16 protein-coding genes are annotated in these 19,271 nt (G+C 65.7%); 6 read left to right on the forward strand and 10 right to left on the reverse strand.

Annotated elements, in window-relative coordinates; genetic code table 11:
- Position 1 precedes the first annotated feature (1 nt).
- A complete protein-coding gene (locus AC1DFU_RS23255; protein WP_092299361.1) occupies positions 2–649 on the reverse strand; it encodes a PilN domain-containing protein in 648 nt (215 codons plus the stop codon).
- A 17-nt stretch (positions 650–666) separates the two neighbouring features.
- Positions 667–1,737, reverse strand: a complete 1,071-nt coding sequence (gene pilM / locus AC1DFU_RS23260) for a type IV pilus assembly protein PilM (RefSeq protein ID WP_177219987.1) — start codon at positions 1,735–1,737, stop codon at positions 667–669.
- Between the two features lie 456 nt (positions 1,738–2,193).
- Between pilM and AC1DFU_RS23265 the strand changes: the two genes are divergently transcribed.
- On the forward strand, positions 2,194–4,572 hold the full coding sequence (locus AC1DFU_RS23265; protein WP_092299365.1) for a penicillin-binding protein 1A: 2,379 nt from the start codon (positions 2,194–2,196) through the stop codon (positions 4,570–4,572).
- Between the two features lie 82 nt (positions 4,573–4,654).
- Here the strand turns inward: AC1DFU_RS23265 and cyaY are convergent, their stop codons facing one another.
- Entirely contained in the window at positions 4,655–4,990 is a 336-nt protein-coding gene (cyaY, locus tag AC1DFU_RS23270; RefSeq protein WP_092299368.1) for an iron donor protein CyaY, read from the reverse strand.
- 168 nt (positions 4,991–5,158) lie between these two features.
- On the opposite strand from cyaY, the gene lptM reads away from it, so the two are divergent.
- Together lptM and lysA are read left to right on the forward strand one after the other, a co-directional pair.
- Positions 5,159–5,416, forward strand: a complete 258-nt coding sequence (lptM, locus tag AC1DFU_RS23275) for an LPS translocon maturation chaperone LptM (protein ID WP_092299371.1) — start codon at positions 5,159–5,161, stop codon at positions 5,414–5,416.
- Positions 5,417–5,447: 31 nt separating this feature from the next.
- Positions 5,448–6,707: a diaminopimelate decarboxylase gene (gene lysA / locus AC1DFU_RS23280; protein ID WP_441593423.1), complete on the forward strand. Its 1,260-nt coding sequence runs from the start codon at positions 5,448–5,450 to the stop codon at positions 6,705–6,707.
- 45 nt (positions 6,708–6,752) lie between these two features.
- Here lysA and msrQ read toward each other — a convergent pair whose 3' ends face one another.
- The 6 genes from msrQ to AC1DFU_RS23310 form a co-directional block, all read right to left on the reverse strand.
- Positions 6,753–7,433 carry a protein-methionine-sulfoxide reductase heme-binding subunit MsrQ gene (gene msrQ, locus AC1DFU_RS23285; RefSeq protein ID WP_092299500.1) on the reverse strand — a complete coding sequence of 227 codons (681 nt, stop codon included), beginning with the start codon at positions 7,431–7,433 and terminating at the stop codon, positions 6,753–6,755.
- A 14-nt stretch (positions 7,434–7,447) separates the two neighbouring features.
- Positions 7,448–8,458 (reverse strand): protein-methionine-sulfoxide reductase catalytic subunit MsrP, encoded by a 1,011-nt coding sequence (gene msrP, locus AC1DFU_RS23290; RefSeq protein ID WP_092299377.1) that lies wholly within the window; start codon positions 8,456–8,458, stop codon positions 7,448–7,450.
- 141 nt (positions 8,459–8,599) lie between these two features.
- A complete protein-coding gene (locus AC1DFU_RS23295) occupies positions 8,600–9,028 on the reverse strand; it encodes a COG4315 family predicted lipoprotein (protein WP_092299503.1) in 429 nt (142 codons plus the stop codon).
- Positions 9,029–9,242: 214 nt separating this feature from the next.
- Entirely contained in the window at positions 9,243–10,466 is a 1,224-nt protein-coding gene (gene ccsB / locus AC1DFU_RS23300) for a c-type cytochrome biogenesis protein CcsB (RefSeq protein ID WP_092299380.1), read from the reverse strand.
- 111 nt (positions 10,467–10,577) lie between these two features.
- Entirely contained in the window at positions 10,578–12,794 is a 2,217-nt protein-coding gene (locus AC1DFU_RS23305) for a cytochrome c biogenesis protein ResB (RefSeq protein WP_092299383.1), read from the reverse strand.
- 164 nt (positions 12,795–12,958) lie between these two features.
- Positions 12,959–13,618: a c-type cytochrome gene (locus tag AC1DFU_RS23310; RefSeq protein WP_441593424.1), complete on the reverse strand. Its 660-nt coding sequence runs from the start codon at positions 13,616–13,618 to the stop codon at positions 12,959–12,961.
- A 396-nt stretch (positions 13,619–14,014) separates the two neighbouring features.
- On the opposite strand from AC1DFU_RS23310, the gene yihA reads away from it, so the two are divergent.
- From yihA to AC1DFU_RS23325, 3 genes are all read left to right on the forward strand, one after another.
- On the forward strand, positions 14,015–14,686 hold the full coding sequence (gene yihA, locus AC1DFU_RS23315; protein ID WP_092299390.1) for a ribosome biogenesis GTP-binding protein YihA/YsxC: 672 nt from the start codon (positions 14,015–14,017) through the stop codon (positions 14,684–14,686).
- 281 nt (positions 14,687–14,967) lie between these two features.
- Entirely contained in the window at positions 14,968–15,960 is a 993-nt protein-coding gene (gene hemB, locus AC1DFU_RS23320; RefSeq protein ID WP_092299393.1) for a porphobilinogen synthase, read from the forward strand.
- 9 nt (positions 15,961–15,969) lie between these two features.
- The gene (locus tag AC1DFU_RS23325; RefSeq protein ID WP_441593425.1) at positions 15,970–17,301 is read left to right on the forward strand and encodes a magnesium transporter CorA family protein; all 1,332 of its coding nucleotides are present in this window, start codon (positions 15,970–15,972) and stop codon (positions 17,299–17,301) included.
- A gap of 7 nt (positions 17,302–17,308) precedes the next feature.
- On the opposite strand, the gene dsbD is transcribed toward AC1DFU_RS23325, so the two are convergent.
- Positions 17,309–19,237 (reverse strand): protein-disulfide reductase DsbD, encoded by a 1,929-nt coding sequence (gene dsbD, locus AC1DFU_RS23330; RefSeq protein WP_441593432.1) that lies wholly within the window; start codon positions 19,235–19,237, stop codon positions 17,309–17,311.
- Positions 19,238–19,271 lie beyond the last annotated feature (34 nt).

Genomic DNA, 19,271 nt, shown 5'->3' on the forward strand with positions numbered 1-19,271 from the left:
ATCAGACCTTCCCCGCTGCAGGTTTGGCCGCGGCATCGGAGGCGGCGCCCTTCTTCTTGTCGCCAGGCACTTCCGGCGCGCGATAGGAGAACCGCATCGAGAAATCAAACAGCCGGCGCTGCTCGCGCAGGTTGTTGGTCATCGTCACGGCCTTCGATTCCACCAGTTCGGCGCGGTCGAGCCACGTCACCTGGTCGATATTGCGCAGCAGTTCGGACACGCGTTCGTTGGACTGCGCCACGCCAGCCATGACAAAGCTGTCGCCGGTCTGCTTCAGGCTGGTCAGGTAGACGCCTTCCGGCACCTGGCGCACCAGCTCTTCGAGCAGCTGCACAGGCAGGTTGCGCTCCGCCTGCAGGCTCTCGATGGCGCGCTGGCGGTCCAGCAGGGCCTCGATATCCTTCTTGAGCGTGTTGACCTCGCGGATCTGGCCATCCATCTGCGTGTTGGCCTGCTGCAGCACGGCGTTGCGCGCCGTCACGGCCTCGATCTGCGAGTCGATATAGAACCCGCCGATCAGCACGATGACCGCCCCGGCGGCTGCCGCGCCGCCCAGGAGCGAATAGACCTTCTTGCGCCGCGCGGCCTTGCGGGCCTCGTGATACGGCAGCAGGTTGACCGACGGGATGGTGTTCGTCGTCGTGGACATGCTTCTCCCCCCGTGGGTTATTGCAGCCCGCGCAATGCCAGTCCCGCACTGACGATGTAGGCCGGCAAGTCGCGCTGGAGATAGCGCTCGTTGACGTTGCCTGCGGTCATCATGTTGGCGAAAGGATTGGCCAGCGTGGTAGTGATCTGCGTCTGCTGCTGGATGGCGGCCTGCACCCCCAGCAGCGAGGCATGTCCGCCCGAGAGCAGGATCTCGTCGACCCGGCCCAGGCTGGAACTGGCTACGAAATTGCCGATGGCGCCCTGCACTTCCATCGCCAGGGCTTCCAGCGACGGCTTGAGCAATTGCGCGCGCCACGCTTCAGGCAGCGTGTTCTTGCGCTTCTTGATCTCGGCCTTGAGGGCATCCAGCGTGAACATGCGCGCGGCGCTCTGCGTGAGCTGGTCGCCGTAGCTGTTCAGTGGCTGTTCGTAGAGTTCCTTCCAGCCCTGGTAGAAGATCGCCTTGGAGCGACTGCCACCGAGGTGGATGACGGCGACCACGGGGAGATCCTTGGCATCGGTCTCGGTCAGGGAGGACGGCACGCCGAGCATCTGTACGACCGAGCGCTGCACGGCGTACTCCTCGACATCCATCACCTGCGGCTTCAGGCCAGCCATTTCGGCCGCCGTCACCCGCTCCTGCACGCGATCGCTGTTGGCGGCCGTCACGCGCACGCCAATCCCGCCTTCGGTCTCGTTGGGGCCAATCACCGCGAAGTCGAAATTCACCGCCTGGGAAGGCGGATAGAGGCGGTGCGCCTCCGATTCGACCTGCGAATAGAGTTCGTCCTCGGACAGGTTGTCCGGAAGACTGACAGTCTGAGATTCCGTCAGCATGGACGGCACGCCAAGGACAACGTCCTTGGTACGAATACCGGCCTTGCCAAGGGCTCGCTTCAGCGCGATGCCCACGGCCTCGATGTTGACGACGTTGCCATCGGCAACGGCGTTGCGGTCCAGCAGTTCGCTGGCGCATTTTTCCAGCCTGAAGTCGTGTTTGCCCGCCCCAACGGACAGCTCCACGACCTTGACGCTGGACGACCCGATATCTACGCCGACCGTAGTCCGGCGCAGAAGACCCGACAAGATGCCCCGTCGCAAGGTGACCCCCTGACATTTGAACTCGCCCACGGCATGACTGCTCTAATGGGGCGAGCCAGATTAGTTTCTTGGATGAAACGTTTGCTCTTTTATGTTCGTGGATTCTCACAAAAAGCAGAGGCGCGCGCAATGTGCCGATCTGACCACGCTTTCTTTTTCAGACGGGCCGCGCGAAAGCGTTGCCAAAATCCCACGGTCCACCTCAAGCCCGTTACAGAGCGTCGCGCCACCGCATCGGTCACCCTCGATCCGGTCTCACGGCCAACACGCCTTCGCGACACCCGCCAACCCGCCCTGCGCCGGAGACCTGCGCGCCGTGACAACCTGATCTCAACAGGATTACATCTTGTAACAGGGCGATAGCGCCTTTTGCGGCACGGCGCACCTGGGACGCCCCATCCCCGACGATATAATCCGGGCACTCTGATTAGGTAAACCCTTATGGCCACAGCACAACAGAAGCCGTCCCTTCCCGTCCGCCGTCCGCTCTGGGCGCGGATCATGTTCGGGCTGATTGGACTGCTTGTCGCCGGGCTGGTCGCCGTGGCGCTGCTGGTGGGCTACGCGCTGGTCGTGGCCGCGCCCAACCTGCCATCGCTGGACACCATCACCGACTACCGGCCGAAGATCCCGCTGCGGATCTACACGGCGGACAACGTGCTGATCGGCGAGTTCGGCGAGGAGCGCCGCAACTTCGTGCCGATCACCGAGATCCCGGACGTCATGAAGAAGGCCGTGCTCGCGATCGAGGACGACCGTTTCTACGAGCACGGCGGCGTCGACTTCGTGGGCGTGCTGCGCGCCGGGCTGGCCAACCTGCGTGGCGGGCTGTCGCAGGGCGCCTCCACCATCACCATGCAGGTGGCGCGCAACTTCTTCCTCTCGAGCGAGAAGACCTACACGCGCAAGATCTACGAGATGCTGCTGGCGTACAAGATCGAGGCGAACCTGACCAAGGACCAGATCCTCGAGCTGTACATGAACCAGATCTACCTGGGGCAGCGCGCCTACGGCTTCGCCAGCGCCGCGCGGGTCTACTTCGGCAAGTCGATCAAGGACGTGACGCCGGCCGAGGCCGCCATGCTGGCTGGCCTGCCGAAGGCGCCGTCGGCCTACAACCCCGTGGTGAACCCGCGCCGCGCCAAGGTGCGCCAGGAATACATCCTCCAGCGCATGCGCGACCTCGGCTACATCACGCCGGCGCAGTACGACCAGGCCGTGCGCGAGGAGCTGAAGGTGCGCGGCGAGGGTAACGAGTTCTCCACCCATGCCGAATACGTCGCGGAAATCGTGCGCCAGCTCATGTACGCACAATATCGCGAGGAAACCTATACGCGCGGCCTCAACGTCTACACGACGCTGAACAAGGCCGACCAGGACGCCGCGTACGACGCGGTGCGCGGCGGCATCATGACCTACGAGCGCAAGCACGGCTATCGCGGCCCGGAGGCGTTCGTCGACCTGCCGTCGAATCCGTCCGAACGCGAGCAGGCCATCGACGACGCCCTGGTGGAGCACCCGGGCAGCGACGACCTGCGCTCGGCCGTGGTCACCAGCGTGACGCCGAAGCAGGTACGCGCCACGCTGCTCTCGGGCGAGGTGGCGACGATCGAAGGCACGGCGCTGCGGTTCATCGCACCGTCGCTGTCGGCCAATGCCCAGCCCAAGGTCAAGATCCGCCCCGGCGCGATCATCCGCGTCACGCAGGATGCCAAGGACAACACGTGGTCCGTCACCCAGCTGCCTGAGGTGGCGGCCGCCTTCGTCTCGTTGAATCCTGAAGATGGCGAGATCCGGGCGATGGTCGGCGGCTTCGACTTCAACCGCAACAAGTTCAACCACGTGACGCAGGCGTGGCGCCAGCCGGGCTCGAGCTTCAAGCCGTTCATCTACACGGCCGCGCTGGAGAAGGGCTTCTCGCCCGCCACGGTGATCAACGATGCCCCGCTGACGATCGGCCCCGACACCGGCGGCCAGGTCTGGGAGCCGAAGAACTACGACGGCAAGTTCGAAGGCCCGATGACGATGCGCCGCGCGCTGGCCAAGTCGAAGAACCTCGTATCCGTACGAATTCTTCGCGCGATCGGCACGCAGTACGCGCAGGACTACATCACGCGGTTCGGCTTCGAGGCCGACAAGCACCCGGCCTACCTGCCGATGGCGCTGGGCTCCGGCGCGGTGACGCCGCTCCAGATGGCCGGCGCCTACTCGGTGTTCGCCAACGGCGGCTATCGCGTCAATCCGTACCTGATCCAGCGCGTGGTGGATTCGCGCGGCAACGTGATCTCCGAGACCCGTCCGCAGAAGGCTGGCCAGGACGCCGTGCGCGTGCTGGATGCGCGTACCGCGTTCATCGCCGACAGCATGCTGCGCGAGGTGGTACGTAGCGGCACGGCCAACCCGGCCAAGCAGCGCCTGGGCCGCAACGACCTGGCCGGCAAGACCGGTACCACGAACGATGCCGTGGATGCCTGGTTCGCCGGCTACACGCCGAAGCTCGTGGCGATTGCGTGGATGGGCTACGACCAGCCCAAGAGCCTGGGCGTGCGCGAAACCGGTGGCGGCCTGGCGCTGCCGATCTGGGTCAGCTATATGAGCAAGGCGCTCAAGGGCGTGCCCGAGAGCCCCGACCGGCAGGCGCCGGAAGGCGTGGTGATGGTGGCCGGCGACTGGACGCTCGAGGAGAACGCGGCGGGTGCCGGCGTGGCATCGGTGGGACTAGGCGATCCGTGGCCCGGCAAACCCGACGAGAGCGCGCGTCCGGCGCAGGATACGGAAGCCGAGAAGCGCAAGATCCTGGAGATGTTCGGCGGCGCCTGATCGGCATCCGGACGGCAATTTTCGCCCCAACAAAAAACCGGCCCACTCGGCCGGTTTTTTGTTGGCTGGGGCCGGCGCTGCCTTAGCCGAGCGTCAGCGTGACGCCCGCTTGCTGGCTCATATAGGTGGAGAGCGCCGCGTACAGTTCGGCGCCGCTGCGCGTATCCATCCACTTGGCGCCGTCGTGGCGGAAGTGGAAACCGCCGGCCTTCGCTGCCACCCACAGCTCCTGCATCGGCGCCTGGCTATTGACGATGATCTTCGAGCCATCCTCGAATTCCAGCTCCATGACATTGCCGGTGCGGTTGATCTCGACATCGGCGTCGGCCGCGTCGGCGGCGGTTTCGATGTCGGCTTCCAGCCGGTCCAGGGCCTTGCCGGCCAGTACCAGGAACTCGCTTTCGGTGAGGGGGGGCATGCTACACTCCAAGGCCGCCGGCAGCGCGCCCGGACAGACGTCCCGGGTCGCGATCCGGCTGGCGGAAAAATGGAAAATTGTCGGGACTTGCCGCGGATTCCTGCGGATTCCGGGCCGTTTCGCCAGCCATCCAGAAAGTCACCCCAAGCCATCCAAGGCATTCAGACAATGAAGGACTCCCCGAAGCTGCGTCGTGGTGCGATTGTATCGGCGTTTGCCGCCGTACTCGCGATGACCCTGACCGGATGCGGCGTTCGCGGCCCGCTGACCATGCCCCGGGTACCGCCCGCCCCGACCCCGCCCACGGTGCCCGATCCGGGCCTGGGCCAGGCGGGCGCGGTGGCACCGGCACGGCCGATGGGCGAACCCGCCACCAGCGCGCCGGTTCCTGCCGAGCCGGCCACGAACACGAATTCGACGAAGTAACCTGGGCGCCTCGCCCCTCCGCACGCAGAACATGACTGATTTCTTTACCCGCCGCGACGGCGCCCTGGCCGTCGAACAAGTGCCGCTGGCCCGTATCGCGGCCGAGTTCGGCACGCCGACCTACGTCTACTCGCGCGCCGCGCTGACCACGGCCTACCAGGCCTACGCCGCCGCCTGCAAGGGCCGCAACGCGCATGTGCAGTTCGCCGTGAAGGCGAATTCGAACCTGGCCGTGCTGCAGGTGTTCGCCCAGCTGGGCGCCGGTTTCGACATTGTGTCCGGTGGCGAACTGCTCCGCGTGCTGGCCGCCGGCGGCGATCCGCGCAAGGTGGTGTTCTCGGGCGTGGCCAAGAGCGAGGCCGACATGGCGCTGGCGCTGGAGCACGACGTACGCGGCTTCAACGTCGAATCGATCCCCGAACTGGACCGGCTGAACGCCGTGGCCGGCCGGCTGGGCAAGCGCGCGCGCGTGTCGCTGCGGATCAATCCGGACGTGGATGCCAAGACGCATCCCTATATCTCAACCGGTCTCAAGGGCAACAAGTTCGGCGTGGCGTTCGAGGACGTACTGCCGACCTACCGTGCCGCCGCCGCGCTGCCGCACCTCGAAGTGGTCGGCATCGACTGCCATATCGGCTCGCAGATCACGGAAGTGGCGCCCTATCTGGAGGCGCTCGACAAGGTGCTCGACGTGGTGGAAGCGCTTGAGCGCGAAGGTATCCGTCTGGACCACATCGACGTGGGCGGCGGCCTGGGCATCACCTATGCCGATGAAACCCCGCCCGATATCACCGGCTTCGCCACCACCCTGCTGGACCGCGTAGCAGCACGTGGCCATGGCCACCGCGAGGTGCTGTTCGAGCCGGGCCGCTCGCTGGTAGGCAACGCCGGCGCGCTGCTGACGCAGGTGGAATTCCTGAAGCCCGGTGCGGCCAAGAACTTCTGCATCGTCGATGCGGCGATGAACGATCTGGCGCGCCCGGCGATGTACGAGGCCTACCACCGGATCGAGCCCGTGGCGCCGCGCGCCGACGCGCCCGTGACCTATGACGTAGTGGGCCCGGTGTGCGAATCGGGCGACTGGCTCGGCCGCGACCGCGCGCTGGCCGTGCAGCCGGGCGACCTGCTGGCGGTGATGTCCGCCGGCGCTTATGGTTTCGTGATGAGTTCCAACTACAACACCCGCGGCCGCGCCGCCGAGGTGATGGTCGATGGCGACACCGTGCACCTGGTGCGCGAGCGCGAACTGCCGGCCGACCTGTTCAAGGGCGAGCACCTGCTCAAGGGCTGACCCAGCGGCGCCCCTCTCCGCACGGCGGGGGGCGCGCCATCCTCGCTACGCGGCGCGCTTGCGCGCCCACCACCACATCCGCAGGCCCAGCAGCACGAACACCACGGCGGCGTAGATCGACACTTCGCTGAAGTCGTTCTTGCCCGCCTTGTGCCACCAGAAATGCAGGATGCCGAGCACGGCGATCGCATAGATCGCTTTGTGCAGCGCCTGCCACCGCTTGCCGCCCAGCCGCTTGACCATGCCATTGGTCGACGTAGCCGCCAACGGCACCAACAGCACGAACGCAGCAAACCCCACCGTGATAAATGGACGTTTTGCGATGTCCTTGATCATGTACGCGACGTCGAACCCGCGGTCCACGCCCAGCCACAACAGGAAGTGCTGCACGGCGTAGAAGAACGCAAACAACCCGAGCATGCGCCGCAGCTTGATCAGCCAGTTCCACCCCGTGAAGCGGCGCAGCGGCGTGATGGCCAGCGTGACGCAGAGCATGACCAGCGTCCAGGTTCCGGTGGATCGCGTGACGAATTCAAGCGGATTGGCGCCGAACTGCGCCGTGGCGCCGAGATAGAGCAATCGGGCGAACGGCAGCAGCGCCAGGATCCACACCAGTACCTTGACGGCGCGCACGCCCGACGGCGACAGCGTCGCCAGCCCGCCGGCGCGCGGGGCGGGCGCAGCGGCGGCCGACGCACGCGGCGCCGTGGCTTGATTCGCGATCATGTCCGGCTCCGCCATCAGAAGTTCTTCTTCAGATCCATGCCCTGATACAGCGACGCCACCTGCGCGCCGTAGCCGTTGAACGGCAGCGTCTTGCGCTTGGGCGCGAACAGCGCGGAGAAACCGCCGCCGCCCTTCTCTTCGCCGATGCGCCGCTCGGTAGCCTGGCTCCAGCGCGGGTGATCGACGTCTGGATTCACATTCGAATAAAAGCCATATTCATTCGAAGCGGCCAGGTTCCAGCTGGTCGGCGGCTGCTTGTCCAGGAAGCGGATCTTAACGATCGACTTGGCGCTCTTGAAGCCGTATTTCCACGGCAGCACCATGCGCACCGGGGCGCCGTTCTGGTTCGGTAGCACCTCGCCGTACAGGCCGAAGGTGAGTAGCGCCAGCGGGTGCATCGCCTCGTCCATGCGCAGCCCTTCGCTATACGGCCAGTCGAGCACGGAACTGCTGATGCCAGGCATCTGCTTCTTGTCGGCCAGCGTGATGAACTGGACGAACTTCGCGCCGGGGAGCGGTTCCACGCGGCGGATCAGCTCGGCGAGCGGGTAGCCGATCCACGGAATCACCATCGACCAGCCCTCCACGCAGCGCAACCTGTAGACGCGCTCCTCCTGCGGGGCGAGCTTCACGAGTTCGTCGATGTCGTAGACCTTCGGCTGCTTGACCAGTCCTTCCACCGACACCTGCCACGGCCGGGGCCGCAGCGTGCCGGCGTTGCGGGCCGGGTCCGACTTGTCCGTGCCGAACTCGTAGAAATTGTTATACGTGGTCACGTCCTCGTAAGGCGTGCGCTTCTCGGTGATCACGTAGGTGTTGTTCGGCGTGGCCGCCAGGCGCTGGCCCTTGCCCGGGTTGCCCTGTGCAAACGCCTCACGGGCGAACCACGGCGTCAGCACACTGCCCGCGGCGCCGGCGGCGGCCATCGCGAGCAGGCGGCGGCGCGACTCGAAAATATGGCGCGGGGTGATTTCGGACGTGGCGATATCGTCACCACGAAGCCATTTGGGGGAAGGGATCAACATGATGGGAGCGTTCCTGATGGCCGCATGTTCTGTTGGACATGGGGCTTGGTCGGATGGTGCGGGGAAACCTGACAACTATTTCCCCGCCGTTTGCCGTCCGACATCTCCCCGGACGTGGCCCGGGGAGCAATGTGTAGACGGTCAGGGCTTGGCGACGTGCCAGACGTTATTGAGGTTATCGCCGGCGCGGTCGCCAGCCTTGGCATCCTTGGCGAAGCGATACAGCGGCATACCCTTGTAGGCCCACTGGCGGGTGCCGTCGTCACGCGTGATGATGGTGTAGCTGCCCGTGCCGCTGGTGCCCGGTTCCGCCAGCAGTGGCGGCCAGTTGGTCGCGCAAGTGGCGTTACAGACACTCTTGCCGCCATTCGCCGGGTCGCGGTCGAACGTGTACAGCGTCAGGCCCTGCGGATCGGTCAGCGCGCCGTTCGTCACCTTGACGGTCGGAGGCATGTTGCCGCCGCCCATGCCCATGCTGGAACACGCGCCCAGCAGCACGACGGACGCGGAAGCCACGGCCAGCAGGGCGGGACGCAGCAGCGATGCAGCGGTGTGACGATGAGTGGTCATCATTGGGTCTCCTTTTCTCCAGGGCGGCGCCGCCAGTCGACGCCGTACTTCCTCAGTAAACACCTGATGTGATCCGTTTATTCCCGAAAAGTTAAAAAAATGTGGTGCAGGCGTCAATAAAAGCCCAATGCAGCACTTTCTACCGGGTAGCCACAAAGAAAAAGGCCCGCTTGAGCAAAGCGGGCCTTCGTCGATCAAGCGGGAGACCTCAGCGTCAGAGTTCGCCGTAGCTATGCAGCCCCGACAGGAACATGTTGACACCCAGGAACGCGAACGTCGTGACCAGCAGGCCGACCAGCGCCCACCACGCCGCCATCGTGCCGCGCAGGCCCTTCATCAGACGCATGTGCAGCCACGCTGCGTAGTTGAGCCAGACGATCAGCGCCCAGGTTTCCTTCGGATCCCAGCTCCAATACCCGCCCCAGGCCTCTGCGGCCCAGAGCGCGCCCAGGATGGTGGCGATGGTGAAGAACGCGAAGCCGACCGCGATGGCCTTGTACATGACGTCGTCGAGCAGTTCCAGCGACGGCAGCCGTTCAGCCAGGATCCCGCGCTCCTTGAGCAGGTACGCCACCGACACCATCGCCGCCAGCGCGAACGTGCCGTAGCCGATGAAGTTCGCCGGTACGTGGATCTTCATCCACCAGCTTTGCAGCGCCGGCACCAGCGGCTGGATCTCCTGCGCGTTGCGGGTGACCGTGTACCAGAGCAGGAAACCCACCGCCGCCGACACCACCAGCAGCACGAACGGCCCCATCGCGCGCGTGGCGTAGCGGCGTTCGTAATAGAGGTAGAACAGCGAGGTGATCAGCGTGAACAGGACGAAGACTTCGTACAGGTTCGAGATGGGAATATGGCCGATGTCCGCGCCGATCAGGTACGACTCGTACCAGCGCACCAGCAGGCCCGTGAAGCCGAGCACCACGGCCGCCCACAGCAGCTTGCTGCCAATACTCGAGCCGGTATCGGACCGCGCGAGGAAACCAACCCAGTAGAACAGCGTGGACAGGTAGACCAGCGCGCTCATCCACAGGATGGCCGACTGGCTCGACAGGAAGTACTTGAGGAAGAAGGCCTGCTCAGCGCGAGCGAGGTCGCCCTGGTAGAGCTGGATCGCGAACAGCGCCAGCACGGCCATGCCGACCATCAGCGGCCGCACCGCCTTCCAGTGCCAGCCCAGCAGCGCGAAGGTGGGCACGGCGGCCACCAGCACGGCCTTGTCGTAGACATTCATCCAGGCGCCGTAGCGCGTGAGCGCAAACCCGGCGCCCACCACCAGCAACAGCGCGAAGGCCCAGTCGAGCCAGCCCAGCCGGCGCAGGAACGAGGGTTCGAGGTAGGCCTCCGATGCATCCGCCATCGAGGCGTTGGCGGCATTGGAAGCGTTGGCGCGCGACGGGTTCAGGCCCGGGTTGGCGTGGTTGACATTGGACGACATGACATTCCTGCTCTATTTCCTGCGCTTTTGGGAGTTATGCATATGTACTATATCGATCGCACCCGCATATCACCGGGCATTGATGCCGTGAATCCCGGTGATCGGTGCGCATCAATGTGCCGACGAATCGGCTGAGGGGTGCGACGGGTGCGTCCCCGGCGATGGCCCCGCGCCGGCTGCGCGTCCGATATCGTCGCGCAGTGCCGTGAACTCCTTCTCGAAATCCATCGTCCGGCGCTGCGTCGACATGGCCATCAGCACATGGCTGCCGGCCTGCTGCGCCGCATTGTCCGGCCCCTGCGCGGCACTGTCCTTGATCCAGATCCACACGCGCCGCTCGCGGATGTAGAACATCGAAAAAACGCCAAGAACGAGCAGCAAACAGCCAAGATACACGATGTTTTTGCCCGGCGCACGCGTCATCTGGAACACGCTGGCCTTGATCTGCTGGAAGTCATCGAGCTGCAGGAAAACCGGCGCGCCGTAGAAGAAACTGTCCGACAGCGTGTTGATGGCCTGCTGCAGGAAAGCGCCGCTTTTCGCGTCGTTCGCGATGGCCGGCAGGTCGTCGCGCTCACGCGACAGTTGCCACAATTCCCACATCGAGCCATTGAGAATCCTCAGCAGCACATCGGCCGCCTTCTGTTGCTCGGCGGGCGGCACGGACTTTTCGAGGAACGCGGCGATGGCGGTGAAGCCGCCCGGCGGCGCATCGGGCGCGCTGCGCGTGGCGCCGGCGAACAGGTCCATCGCGCGCTGGGCGCTCTCGGCGAGTTGCTTGCGCAGCGTGTCCTTATCGGCGCCAGGCATCGAGATGGCCGCAAAGCGGCGCGCGGCTTCGCCACGCATCGCGCTGTCCTGCAGCGCCGCGCGCAGGCGCATCCAGTCGCCCACGCCGTTCTGGTCGTCGGCCGGAATGCGCAGGTAGCGGAACGCCTCGCTCGGCGACTCCCGCATGCCGGCCAGGAACACCGACTGGCCCTCCAGCTGCACCGGCACCATGTAGTTGTTGTATTCGCGCGCCTGGCCGGTGCGGTCGCGCAGCTTGTATTGCACCGACGGGCCGACGTTGCGCAGCGTCTTCTCCTTGTCCGTGCTGGCCGCCGCGCCCAGGTGCTGCTCGAGCGTCTGGTTCAGCGACTTGCGCGCCACGCCCCGAGCGTCGGGCTTGCCCGAGGCATCGGTGACGTTCTCGATATTCATCAGTCGAAAATCACTGAATTCGACGGTCAGATCCTCCTGATCCGCCCCGGTACCGGTGCCAGCCAGCTTGGCGTTGCCGCCGACCGTGCCAGCCAGCGCGAAGGTGCGGTGCGCCGCGCCCGACATCGGATAGCCCACGAACTTGAGCTTGGAGCCGCCATCCTCGAAGCTCGACTGGTAAATTGCCACGCCATCGACGATCAGCGGCTCATTGACCTTGATCGTTGCCTCGGTCTGCTTGCCCGTGGCGCGGTCCGTCACCACCACATCCGAGGCGAACAGCTTCGGCATGCCCGTAGTGTAGTAATCCACCGAAAATTTCTTGAGCGTGATCGTGAACGGCAAGTCCTGGACCAGCGCGCCATCGGCAATGTTCAGGATGGCCGTGGACACCGTGGCGCCCTCGGGCACGAAGGCATTACCCCGGAACCCGGGGTTGCTGGCCGACAGGCGGTGCTTGGCCGGAATCTCGCTGATGATGGCGTTGCCGTCGATTGGGCTCTTGCCGCCGAACCACATCTGGGCGCGGATCAGCATGTCGCCATCGAGCAGGCCGCCGATGCAGATCACCACGATGGACGTGTGCGCCAGGATATAGCCGAGCTTGTTCGCTGCCCCGGCCTTGGCCGCCAGCAGCGTGGCCCCCTCGTGTGCCACCGGCTTCACGCGGTAGCCACGGTTGCGCAGCAGCGCGGTCAGCCTGCCCACCGCCTCCTCGCGGCCGCGCGGGGCCTCGTACTCGGCACGATGGTGGAACGCGCGCAGGCTGCGTTCGCGCACATGGTCTTTCCACGAGCGCATGTCGGCAATCATCCGCGGACCGTTGCGGGTGATGCACAGGGACGTGGAAATCACGAGGAACGCCAGGATCAGCAGGAACCACCAGGAACTGTAGACCTTCTGGAGCGACAGCGCGTGGAACAGGTCCGCCCAGAACGGCCCGAACTGGTTGACGTAGTTTGGATACGGCTCGTTCTGCTTGAGCACCGTACCGATGATGCTGGCGATGGCGATCACCGTCAGCAGCGTGATGGCGAAGCGCATCGAGGACAGCAGTTCCACGCCGTCGCGCAGCACACGGTGGGGGGTCTTCAGGTGCAGCCCTGAAGTGGATGGGGTGGACATGGGCTGTGACAGGTTTCTGGGTAATGCCGGTGCAGCATGCGGCTGACGTCGCAAAAACATGAAAAAAGGGTGGTCCCGCTTGCAGGCAGGGCCACCCTCTTCGATTGTTGCCCGCGCGTCCGGTTCACCGCTGGAGGCGCCGTGGCGCGTGGGCCGGTACGACTTTAACGGATGCCAGCGACGTAATCCGCCACGGCCTTGATCTCGGCATCCGACATCCTGGCTGTGATCGTGCTCATGACCGAATTATTCTTACGGGTGCCCTGGCGGAACGCCACCAGTTGCGCTTCGGTGTATTCAGAATACTGGCCGCCGATGCGCGGGTACTGGGCCGGGATGCCGGCGCCGGTCGGGCCATGGCAGGCCGCGCACGCGGGCACGCCCTTGGCCGCGATACCGCCGCGGTAGATCTTCTGCCCGGCCTCGATCGTATCCTTGTTCTTCGCCGTGGCCGGCTTCAGCTGCTGCTTGGCCAGGTACGCACCGACGTCCTTCATTTCCTGATCGCTCAGGGCGGAGGCATACGGCGTCATGATGGCGTTAGTACGCGTCTTGGCCTTGAAATCGGAGAGTTGCTTGTGGGTGTACTCAGCCTGCTGGCCTGCCAGCTTGGGATTGGCGGCCGCGCCGCTATTGCCGGCGGCGCCGTGGCAGGAGAGACATGCGGGAACATTGCGATCGGGCGCGCCCTGGGTGTACAGCGTTTCGCCCTTGGCGGGATCAGCCTTGGCGGCGGCCTGCTCTGCGGCAGATGCCAGCCCTGTCATCGCGGCGGCCGGTACAGCCAGCGCCATGACTCCCAGAAGTTTCGCAATGCGGTTCATTCGCACACACCTTGTCAGAATTGTTATGAACACCGTAATGCATGCCGATCTGCCCCTGCTGGCGGTGAGGACGCGCCTTATTGCAAGGGCCTGAGCATCGTGCATCCGATCATGATGGAACGGGATACACGAAGGTGCCCCGGACCGGACAGGACACCCTGCACTACAACCCGCAAGGATGCCACACGTCACCCGCTCAGGAGACCGTAAACCGGGTTATTGTACAATAAATCGCTTTCCGGATTGACTTGGCTCAGGTCTTGGCCCTGCCCGTGTGGCACCGGCGCACCAGCCGTCCCGGCTCCCCTTCCCGCGGCGCGAGCATTCCGCCCGCGCGCCCACGGCGCGCGCGCTCGTCCGCCTCAACGCCTCACCGTGCTTCAACGCACCACCCGCATGTCGCTCCTACACCAGGCTCGCTTCTTTATTACCGTCAACCACCTCCGCGACCTGCCCGCCACGGCCGTCCCCGAGGTGGCCTTCGCCGGCCGCTCCAACGCCGGCAAGTCGACGGCCATCAACATCCTGTGCAACCAGAAGCGGCTCGCGTTCTCCTCGCGCACGCCCGGGCGCACGCAGCACATCAACTATTTCTCGGTGGCGCCGGTGAAGGTACCGGACCCGCAGGCCTTCCTCGTCGACCTGCCCGGCTACGGCTACGCCGAGGTGTCCGGTTCGGCCAAGTTCCACTGGCAGGGCCTGCTGTCCGACTACGTCCAGACGCGCCAGCAACTGGCCGGCCTGGTGCTGATGATGGACGCGCGGCGCCCCTTCACGGATCTCGACTGCCAGATGGTGGAGTGGTTCCTGCCCACGCGGCGGCCGATCCATGTGCTGCTGACCAAGGCCGACAAGCTCACGAACAATGAAAACGCCAACGCCCTGCGCGAGACGCGTCGTATCCTGGCCGAGTACTCGACCCAGATGGACAATCCCCCGCCGATGAGCGCCCAGCTGTTCTCGAGCCTCAAGCGTCGCGGCATCGAGGAAGCCCAGCGCGTAGTGGCCGGATGGTTGTCCTTGCCCGAGGCCCAGCCGCCCGTGGCCCCGGAGGCGCCCGCCGCCTGAGCCGGCGGGCCGCCATCGAACCGGCAAAAAAAAGCCCCGTTGCAAGCAACGGGGACGAACTTTCCCACCGGTTCAGGGCGGGTACCCGCTCAGGGAGGAGTAGCGGGGGACACCCGCGCTGCGCGAAGCAACACAAGGTGTCCGCGAGTATGATAGCGGGCAGGCACAAAAGTTTAGTTTTTCTTTCGGCGCGCGATCGAGATGGCTGGCCGCGGGGTTTCGCGGTGACGCGCGCCCCGCATTCGTCCCGCTTCCGTTCAGAAATCTGCCTCGATCCCGACATGTCCACTTTCCCCGAGTACCGCCCCCGCCGCATGCGTCGCGACGACTTTTCGCGCCGTCTGATGCGTGAAAATCGTCTCTCGCCCGACAACCTGATCTACCCGGTTTTCATCCTGGAAGGCCAGAACCAGCGCCAGCAAGTGGCGTCGATGCCCGGCGTGGAGCGCGTGTCGGTGGACTTGCTGCTGCCTATCGCCGAAGACTGCGTGAAGCTCGGCATTCCGGTGATCGCGCTGTTCCCTGTGATCGATCCGTCGATCAAGACGCCTGATGGCATCGAGGCCACGCGCCTCGAAGGCCTGGTGCCGCGTGCGGTGCGCGCGCTGAAGGACCGCTTCCCCGAACTGGGCGTGCTGACCGACGTGGCGCTGGACCCGTACACCAGCCACGGCCAGGACGGCGTGCTCGATGACAACGGGTATGTGATCAACGACATTACGGTCGAGATCCTGGTCAAGCAGGCACTCGTGCAGGCTGAGGCCGGCGTGGATATCGTCGCGCCGTCCGACATGATGGATGGTCGCATCGGCGCCGTGCGTGCGGCGCTGGAAGACGCCGGGCACATCCACACGCGCATCATGGCGTACTCGGCCAAGTATGCGTCGGCGTTCTACGGCCCGTTCCGCGACGCGGTGGGCTCGGCGGCCAATCTGGGCAAGGGCAACAAGATGACCTACCAGATGGACCCCGCCAACACGGACGAGGCGCTGCGCGAAGTGGCCCAGGACATCCTGGAGGGCGCCGACATGGTCATGGTGAAGCCCGGCATGCCCTACCTGGACATCGTGCGGCGCGTGAAGGACGAGTTCCGCTTCCCGACTTACGTCTATCAGGTGAGCGGCGAGTACGCCATGCTCAAGGCGGCGGCGCAGAACGGCTGGCTGGACCACGACAAGGTCATGATGGAGTCGCTGCTGGCGTTCCGTCGCGCCGGCGCCGATGGCATCCTGACCTATTTCGCGCGCGACGCCGCGCGGCTGCTGGCCGGCTGATCCCCTCGCATGCAACTGCTTGGCTTCTCGGCCAGCCAGGTCCATCCACTGGCCACGCTGGACGAGGCCCACGACTTCCTGGCCGGCAACGCCGCCGCGCGCTTTGTCTGGGCCGACTTTCTCTTCGACGAAGTCAGCCCGGCGCCGGCCGCGTGGCGCGATCGTCTGGCGGGCCTGACCGGCTCGCCGATCCACGACCTGCACCTGGTCGATGCCATCAATCCCACGCATCCGTCGTTCTTCGACACGACCAATGCGTACGACATGATGATCTTCCGCAAGCTCACGTTTGAAACGAGCAGGCTCTTCGCGGAAGCCGACGCTGCGCACGCTGGCGCCGGCGGGGTTGCATTGGGCGCAGCAGTGAGTACGCCCGGAGCCTCGGTTATGCCGGCGGCGGGGATGGCTGCCGTGGCGGGCTCGCCTGCGGCAACCGTGCCAGTGGCGCCTGCTGCGCCACCCGCCGCCGCGCCGCAGAAGCCCGCGCGCAAGTATCCAGCCGGCTTCCTGCCGGCGCTGGCCCGCATCGACACCCAGCCCGTGACCTTCTTCGTCTTCGACAGCGTGCTGGTGACGGTGCGCCCCGGGCCCTCCCGGACCGTCGACCAGGTCCGGCAGCGGCTGCTCGAACTATGCGGCGCCCCTCGCCCCGTCTCCGCGCGCGCCAATGGCCAGACGCCGCTCGTGCATGGCGTGCGGCCGCCCACGCGACCCGAGGACCTGATGCTGCGGCTGCTCAATGCGATGGTGGACCGCTACCTCGACCTGCGCGCGCCACTCACTCGCCAGCTGGACCGCTGGCAACGCGCCCTGCTCAGCACCCAGAAGAACTTCTCGAGCTGGGAAGGTCTGCTCGACGCCCGGATCCAATTGCGCCGGCTCGAGCACCTGAGCGAGGAGCAGCGCGACGCGCTCCAGGAATTCCGCGACAGCCTGCTCGACAATCGCTACAGCAGTAACGATCCTGCCGTCGGCGACGGCGGCGAAGGCACGGTGGTGGCGGGCCGCGATGAGGTCCTGCTGGTCCGCATCGCGGACCTGATGGAGCACATCCTGCGCGTACTGGCCCACGCCCGGCGACTGGAGGACTCGATCGAGTCGGCAGTGCAGATCCACTTCTCGGCAGTGGCCCATCGGACCAATCGCACCATGCGCACGCTGACCGTCATCACCGCGCTGTTCATGCCGCTGACCCTGATTACCGGCGTCTTCGGCATGAATTTCGATCGAATGCCGTGGCTGCGGGAGGCGAACGGGTTCTGGTGGTCGATCGGCCTGATGGGCGGCGTGGTGGCCACCATCGGCACGATCTGGGCGATTGGCCGCTGGCTGGACCGCTGACGCTGGTTCAGGTACGCGTCTTGGGGCCGAGCGCGCGCTCGAGGCTGTCCAGGAAGCGCGTGGCCGTCTGATAGCCGATCACGCGGACCGGGCGCTCGCGCCCATCAGGGCCGAACAGGATGATGCCAGGGGGCCCGAACAGCCCGAAACGCTTCAGCAGCGCGCGGTCGTCGGCATTGTTGGCGGTGACGTCCGCCTGCAACAGAACGACGTCGGTAAGCCTGGCGCGCACCTTCGCATCCGGAAAAGTCAGTTTCTCCATTTCCTTGCAACTCACGCACCAGTCGGCATAGAAGTCGAGCAACACCGGCCGACCACTGGCGGCTGCCTGCGCCACGTGGGCGTCGAGTTCTGCCACCGAACGGACGCGCTCGAATCGAATGTGATCCGCACGCGCCTGCGGTGCGGTACCCGAAGTCACCACCCCGAGGTGGGACAGCGGCTGCAACGGATCCCGTCCGCCCGAGGCGAGCCCCACCAGCTGGATCGCACCCGCCAGCGCGGCCAGCAGGCCCAGGCCCTTGCCCAGCCGCATCAGTCCGCGCGGGTCGGGGCCAAGCGCATCGAAAGCTCCCAGATAGACCGCCGCCACGATTAGCAGCGCGGCCCAGGCAACCATCACGGCCCACACCGGCGCCACGGGCGTCACCATCCAGAGCGCGACGCCAAGTAGCAGAAATCCGAAAAAGCGCTTGGTAGCCTCCATCCACTTGCCCGCACGGGGCAGCAGGTTGCCAGCACCCACGCCCACCAGCACGAGGGGCACCCCCATGCCAATGGCCATTGCGAAGAGCGCCGCACCGCCGGTGAACGCATCGCCAGTCTGGGCGATATAGGCCAGCGCACCGGCCAGTGGCGCGGTCACGCACGGGCCGACGATCAGTGCCGAAATCGCCCCCATGGCCGCAGCGCCGAAAATCTGGCCGCTCTGGCGCTGGTTTGAGGATGCCGTGAGCCGTGTCTGCCAGCGCTGGGGCAGTTGCAGTTCATAGAGGCCGAACATCGACAGCGCGAGCGCCACCATCAGCGCGGCGAATGCGCCTAGCACCCACGGGTTCTGCAGCGCGGCGGAAAGCCCTTCGCCGGCGAGGCCGGCCGCCACGCCCACAGCGGTGTAGACCACCGCCATCCCCAGCACGTAGGCCAGAGAGACTAGCAGCGCCCGACCGCGCGTCACATGCTCGCCCACAACGATCGACGACAGGATAGGCACCATCGGCAACACGCACGGCGTGAAGGTCAGCAGGAGCCCCAGTCCGAAGAACAGCGCGGCGATGAGACCCAGATTGCGGCTTGCCAGCGCCCCGGCAATGCGATCGTTGTCATCCCGCAGTGCGATGGCCCCGGATGTGACCGGCGGCGCCTTAGCGGATGCAGCAGGCTGGTCAGGCGTTGCCGGCGCCTGCGTGGAAGGTGCGGGTGTCGTACGGTCGCCGAACAGGTTGCCGAGCACCGACCCGCCCACCTTGTAAATGCTCTCCATCGGCGGATAGCAGAGCCCCTTGTCCGCGCAGCCCTGCGAGGTCACGACCAGCGACCAGCTGCCATCGGCGGGGGCCTGGACCACAGGCACGCGCACCACCACGCTGCCGCGATAGGTCTCCATGTCCTTGCCGAAGGTCTCGTCGAAATGAACCTGGCCCTGCGGCAACACTGGCGGCCCGAGCTTGATCGTGGCCGGCTGGGTGGCGAACGCAAACCGCTCGCGGTACATGTAGTAGCCATCGGCCACATCGAAGCGGACTTCGATGGTCTGCGGGTCCACCTGCTTCGCCGCGAACCGGAATGCCTTCTCGGGCGGCAGGAAATCCTCCTCGGTCGCGGCATGGGCCACGCGCCCGAGCATCAGGCAGGCGCACAGCATCAGCAGCATTGCGACGATTTGCCGCACCCGCCGACCCTGCATTTGCCATTCCGCAACGGCGTTCCACCCCATGCCGATGCCCGTTCCCGTCGATCCCATGTCGCTT

Source organism: Cupriavidus sp. 10L45, assembly GCF_056395225.1.